The sequence below is a fragment of the Acinetobacter sp. NIPH 817 genome, assembly GCF_000368405.1.
In the GTDB taxonomy this organism is placed as follows: domain Bacteria; phylum Pseudomonadota; class Gammaproteobacteria; order Pseudomonadales; family Moraxellaceae; genus Acinetobacter.
The window spans coordinates 475,246-481,292 of record NZ_KB849419.1; the positions used below are offsets into that span (position 1 = coordinate 475,246).

Annotated in this window: 2 tRNA genes and 3 rRNA genes; all 5 read right to left on the reverse strand. The window is 47.5% G+C overall.

Going from position 1 to position 6,047, the window contains the following annotated elements:
* Positions 1–36 precede the first annotated feature (36 nt).
* Positions 37–151 (reverse strand): 5S ribosomal RNA (gene rrf, locus F968_RS03585).
* 179 nt (positions 152–330) lie between these two features.
* Positions 331–3,223: ribosomal RNA gene (locus F968_RS03590) — 23S ribosomal RNA — on the reverse strand.
* Positions 3,224–3,575: 352 nt separating this feature from the next.
* Positions 3,576–3,651, reverse strand: a tRNA-Ala gene (locus tag F968_RS03595).
* 55 nt (positions 3,652–3,706) lie between these two features.
* Positions 3,707–3,783 (reverse strand) — tRNA-Ile (locus F968_RS03600).
* A 59-nt stretch (positions 3,784–3,842) separates the two neighbouring features.
* Positions 3,843–5,380, reverse strand: a 16S ribosomal RNA gene (locus F968_RS03605).
* The 16S, 23S and 5S rRNA genes sit together here with 2 tRNA genes alongside, the layout of an rRNA operon.
* Positions 5,381–6,047 lie beyond the last annotated feature (667 nt).

Sequence of the window (6,047 nt, forward strand, 5' to 3'; positions counted from 1 at the left end):
CCCGGCCTCTTTCGGGGTCGGGGTGTTTGAATAATGAGCTGGCGATGACTTACTCTCACATGGGAAACCCCACACTACCATCAGCGCTAAGAGGTTTCACTTCTGAGTTCGGGAAGGGATCAGGTGGTTCACTCTTGCTATGGTCGCCAGCACAACTGGTATGGATACTTGCATTGGTCTTAATATGCCGATGCGTTTTCCAAATCTTTACAGATGGGCTGATTGAATCTTACTTTATTTGTTCATTTTAGCTAAGCATATAACTAAATCAAGTTGCTTTGCATATTAATGAATCGATTGATGCTTTATATACAACTGCTTGGGTGTTGTATAGTCAAGCCTCACGAGCAATTAGTATTGGTCAGCTTCACATATCACTATGCTTCCACATCCAACCTATCAACGTCCTAGTCTCGAACGGCTCTTTAGAGGACATAAAGTCCTAGGGAAATCTTATCTTGAGGTAGGCTTCCCGCTTAGATGCTTTCAGCGGTTATCCCTTCCGAACATAGCTACCCGGCGATGCGACTGGCGTCACAACCGGTACACCAGAGGTTCGTCCACTCTGGTCCTCTCGTACTAGGAGCAGATCCTCTCAAATTTCCAGCGCCCACGGTAGATAGGGACCGAACTGTCTCACGACGTTCTAAACCCAGCTCGCGTACCTCTTTAAATGGCGAACAGCCATACCCTTGGGACCTGCTTCAGCCCCAGGATGAGATGAGCCGACATCGAGGTGCCAAACACCGCCGTCGATATGAACTCTTGGGCGGTATCAGCCTGTTATCCCCAGAGTACCTTTTATCCGTTGAGCGATGGCCCTTCCATACAGAACCACCGGATCACTAAGACCTACTTTCGTACCTGCTCGACTTGTGGGTCTCGCAGTTAAGCGCGCTTTTGCCTTTATACTCTACGCGTGATTTCCGACCACGCTGAGCGCACCTTCGTACTCCTCCGTTACTCTTTAGGAGGAGACCGCCCCAGTCAAACTACCCACCAGACATGGTCCTCGCCCCGGATTACGGGGCAGAGTTAGAACCTCAACATTACCAGGGTGGTATTTCAAGGACGGCTCCATTGGAACTAGCGTTCCAACTTCAAAGCCTCCCACCTATCCTACACAAGTAAGGTCAAAGTTCAATGTCAAGCTGCAGTAAAGGTTCACGGGGTCTTTCCGTCTAGCCGCGGGTACACTGCATCTTCACAGCGATTTCGATTTCACTGAGCCTCTGCTGGAGACAGCGCCGCCATCATTATGCCATTCGTGCAGGTCGGAACTTACCCGACAAGGAATTTCGCTACCTTAGGACCGTTATAGTTACGGCCGCCGTTTACTGGGGCTTCGATCAAGAGCTTCGCTTACGCTAACCCCATCAATTAACCTTCCAGCACCGGGCAGGCATCACACCCTATACGTCCACTTTCGTGTTTGCAGAGTGCTATGTTTTTAATAAACAGTTGCAGCGGCCTGGTTTCTGTGGCTGCCAATAGCTCAGACCGCGAGGGTCATCACCGTCAGCAGCGTACCTTCTCCCGAAGTTACGGTACCATTTTGCCTAGTTCCTTCAGCAGAGTTCTCTCAAGCGCCTTGGTCTACTCGACCTGACCACCTGTGTCGGTTTCGGGTACGATTCCTGTGTAACTGAAGCTTAGAGACTTTTCCTGGAAGCATGGTATCAGCCACTTCGCTGTACAAGTACAGCTTGCTATCAGATCTCAGCATAGAGCACCCCGGATTTGCCTAAGATGCATGCCTACTTCCTTCCACCTGGACAACCAACGCCAGGCTGACTTAACCTTCTCCGTCCTCTCATCGCATTACACAGAAGTATTGGAATATTAACCAATTTCCCATCGACTACGCCTTTCGGCCTCGCCTTAGGGGTCGACTCACCCAGCCCCGATTAACGTTGGACTGGAACCCTTGGTCTTTCGGCGAACGGGTTTTTCACCCGTTTTGTCGTTACTCACGTCAGCATTCGCACTTCTGATACCTCCAGCATACTTCTCAATACACCTTCATCGGCTTACAGAACGCTCCCCTACCACTTGACTAAAAGTCAAATCCGCAGCTTCGGCACATAGTTTTAGCCCCGTTACATCTTCCGCGCAGGCCGACTCGACTAGTGAGCTATTACGCTTTCTTTAAAGGGTGGCTGCTTCTAAGCCAACCTCCTAGCTGTCTATGCCTTCCCACATCGTTTCCCACTTAACTATGATTTTGGGGCCTTAGCTGGCGGTCTGGATTGTTTTCCTCTTGACTACGGACGTTAGCACCCGCAGTCTGTCTCCCGGATAGTACTCATAGGTATTCGGAGTTTGCATCGGTTTGGTAAGTCGGGATGACCCCCTAGCCGAAACAGTGCTCTACCCCCTATGGTATTCGTCCGAGGCGCTACCTAAATAGCTTTCGGGGAGAACCAGCTATCACCAGGCTTGATTAGCCTTTCACCCCTATCCACAAGTCATCCCCTGGCTTTTCAACGACAGTGGGTTCGGTCCTCCAGTTAGTGTTACCCAACCTTCAACCTGCTCATGGATAGATCGCCTGGTTTCGGGTCTATACCCAGCAACTAAACGCCCTATTAAGACTCGATTTCTCTACGGCTCCCCTATACGGTTAACCTCGCTACTGAATATAAGTCGCTGACCCATTATACAAAAGGTACGCAGTCACCGAACAAGTCGGCTCCCACTGCTTGTATGCATGCGGTTTCAGGATCTATTTCACTCCCCTCACAGGGGTTCTTTTCGCCTTTCCCTCACGGTACTGGTTCACTATCGGTCAGTCAGGAGTATTTAGCCTTGGAGGATGGTCCCCCCATATTCAGACAAGGTTTCACGTGCCTCGCCCTACTCGTCATCATTATGTGTGCCCTTTCGTGTACGGGAATATCACCCTCTACGTTCGCACTTCCCAGAGCGTTCCACTAAAACACACATAACTTAATGGGCTGATCCCCGTTCGCTCGCCGCTACTAAGGGAATCTCAATTGATTTCTTTTCCTAAGGGTACTGAGATGTTTCACTTCCCCTCGTTCGCCTTGCAACACTATGTATTCATGTTGCAATACCTACCTTAAAGTAGGTGGGTTCCCCCATTCAGAAATCTCCGGATCAAAGGATATTTGCCGCCTCCCCGGAGCTTATCGCAGGCTATTACGTCTTTCATCGCCTCTGACTGCCAAGGCATCCACCACATGCACTTAATTACTTGACTATACAACCCCAAACAGTCGTCAACACTTACAAGTGAGTGTTGTCCGTGCGATTCTTCATCGCTACTATCTGTTGTCTGTGTACTTAAACACTGTACAGCTTCAATCTAAATTCATATACCAAAACGCTTGATTCAGTTAATTTGCTAGTTCTCAATTCATCTAGATTAATTGCTTAATCTAAACTCTTGAGTGAACAATTTATTTCAGACTCAATTTTGCCAATCTGTTAATGAATAAACACGCCTTCGTCAGGTCATGCTTAATACCGTGATACTTAAATCACAGAAGTTAATAAACTAAGATCTAAATCTTTATTTACTAATTTCTGTAATCCGAACTTCTCTTAAGTTCTGGTGGAGACTAGGAGAGTCGAACTCCTGACCTCCTGCGTGCAAAGCAGGCGCTCTACCAACTAAGCTAAGTCCCCAGCTTACATCATCAGTCATGTATCTTTTATCTATAACTTCAACCAGTCAAAGTCATGGTGGGTCTGACAAGACTTGAACTTGTGACCCCACGCTTATCAAGCGTGTGCTCTAACCAACTGAGCTACAGACCCTCAGATACATCTATGAAGAACAACTTGTTGTGGATTCTTACCAATCGTCAATCTTTCGTTAAGGAGGTGATCCAGCCGCAGGTTCCCCTACGGCTACCTTGTTACGACTTCACCCCAGTCATCGGCCACACCGTGGTAACCGCCCTCTTTGCAGTTAGGCTAGCTACTTCTGGTGCAACAAACTCCCATGGTGTGACGGGCGGTGTGTACAAGGCCCGGGAACGTATTCACCGCGGCATTCTGATCCGCGATTACTAGCGATTCCGACTTCATGGAGTCGAGTTGCAGACTCCAATCCGGACTACGATCGGCTTTTTGAGATTAGCATCCTATCGCTAGGTAGCAACCCTTTGTACCGACCATTGTAGCACGTGTGTAGCCCTGGCCGTAAGGGCCATGATGACTTGACGTCGTCCCCGCCTTCCTCCAGTTTGTCACTGGCAGTATCCTTAAAGTTCCCGACATTACTCGCTGGCAAATAAGGAAAAGGGTTGCGCTCGTTGCGGGACTTAACCCAACATCTCACGACACGAGCTGACGACAGCCATGCAGCACCTGTATGTAAGTTCCCGAAGGCACCAATCCATCTCTGGAAAGTTCTTACTATGTCAAGGCCAGGTAAGGTTCTTCGCGTTGCATCGAATTAAACCACATGCTCCACCGCTTGTGCGGGCCCCCGTCAATTCATTTGAGTTTTAGTCTTGCGACCGTACTCCCCAGGCGGTCTACTTATCGCGTTAGCTGCGCCACTAAAGCCTCAAAGGCCCCAACGGCTAGTAGACATCGTTTACGGCATGGACTACCAGGGTATCTAATCCTGTTTGCTCCCCATGCTTTCGCACCTCAGCGTCAGTGTTAGGCCAGATGGCTGCCTTCGCCATCGGTATTCCTCCAGATCTCTACGCATTTCACCGCTACACCTGGAATTCTACCATCCTCTCCCACACTCTAGCTAACCAGTATCGAATGCAATTCCCAAGTTAAGCTCGGGGATTTCACATTTGACTTAATTAGCCGCCTACGCGCGCTTTACGCCCAGTAAATCCGATTAACGCTTGCACCCTCTGTATTACCGCGGCTGCTGGCACAGAGTTAGCCGGTGCTTATTCTGCGAGTAACGTCCACTATCTCTAGGTATTAACTAAAGTAGCCTCCTCCTCGCTTAAAGTGCTTTACAACCATAAGGCCTTCTTCACACACGCGGCATGGCTGGATCAGGCTTCCGCCCATTGTCCAATATTCCCCACTGCTGCCTCCCGTAGGAGTCTGGGCCGTGTCTCAGTCCCAGTGTGGCGGATCATCCTCTCAGACCCGCTACAGATCGTCGCCTTGGTAGGCCTTTACCCCACCAACTAGCTAATCCGACTTAGGCTCATCTATTAGCGCAAGGTCCGAAGATCCCCTGCTTTCTCCCGTAGGACGTATGCGGTATTAGCATTCCTTTCGAAATGTTGTCCCCCACTAATAGGCAGATTCCTAAGCATTACTCACCCGTCCGCCGCTAAGTGATAGTGCAAGCACCATCACCCCGCTCGACTTGCATGTGTTAAGCCTGCCGCCAGCGTTCAATCTGAGCCATGATCAAACTCTTCAGTTAAAAATCATTTTGCACCTTATTAAAGACAAGGTGCCAATTCTGGCTCATCAATTTTCTGACTTAAATTTCGCTCAAATAAACTTCGAGTAATTTAAACCAATCAATCAATGATAATATTTCGATTAATCAATCAGTAAAAATCCACACAAGTTGTTCTTCAATTCTCTTAATGATCTTCTTCCTGGTTCGTCACCAGCAAGCTAGGTCGGCTATATTACTCTTAATCTCTTAAAAGTCAACAGGTAATTTCGATATTTTTAAAACTTATTCTCAAAACCAACTTCTCATCAAATTCATCACTTAAAGCAACCAATCTAATTCCAAGTAACTGTTTTTCAACAAGTTCTTATCTGCATCACCGCCGATGGATGTGCATTATAGACCATTAAAAACCTTTAGCAAGGGGTATTTCAGCCTTTTTCTTTTGAGTGCCGCTTTTTTCTACTATTTTGCGAAAAAAGTGATATATGTGCCTTTTTTTTAGGCATTTTTACTACTTTTTCTTAATTCTTATATTCAGAAATGTAGGTTATCTTGAGTTTTATATGACTTCTATAGAGCTTAGAGGCATATATAGGTTCTTCTAATCCAAAGATTCCAAAGATTCCAAAGATTCCAAAGATTCCAAAGATTCCAAAGATTCCAAAGATTCCAAAGATTCCAAAGA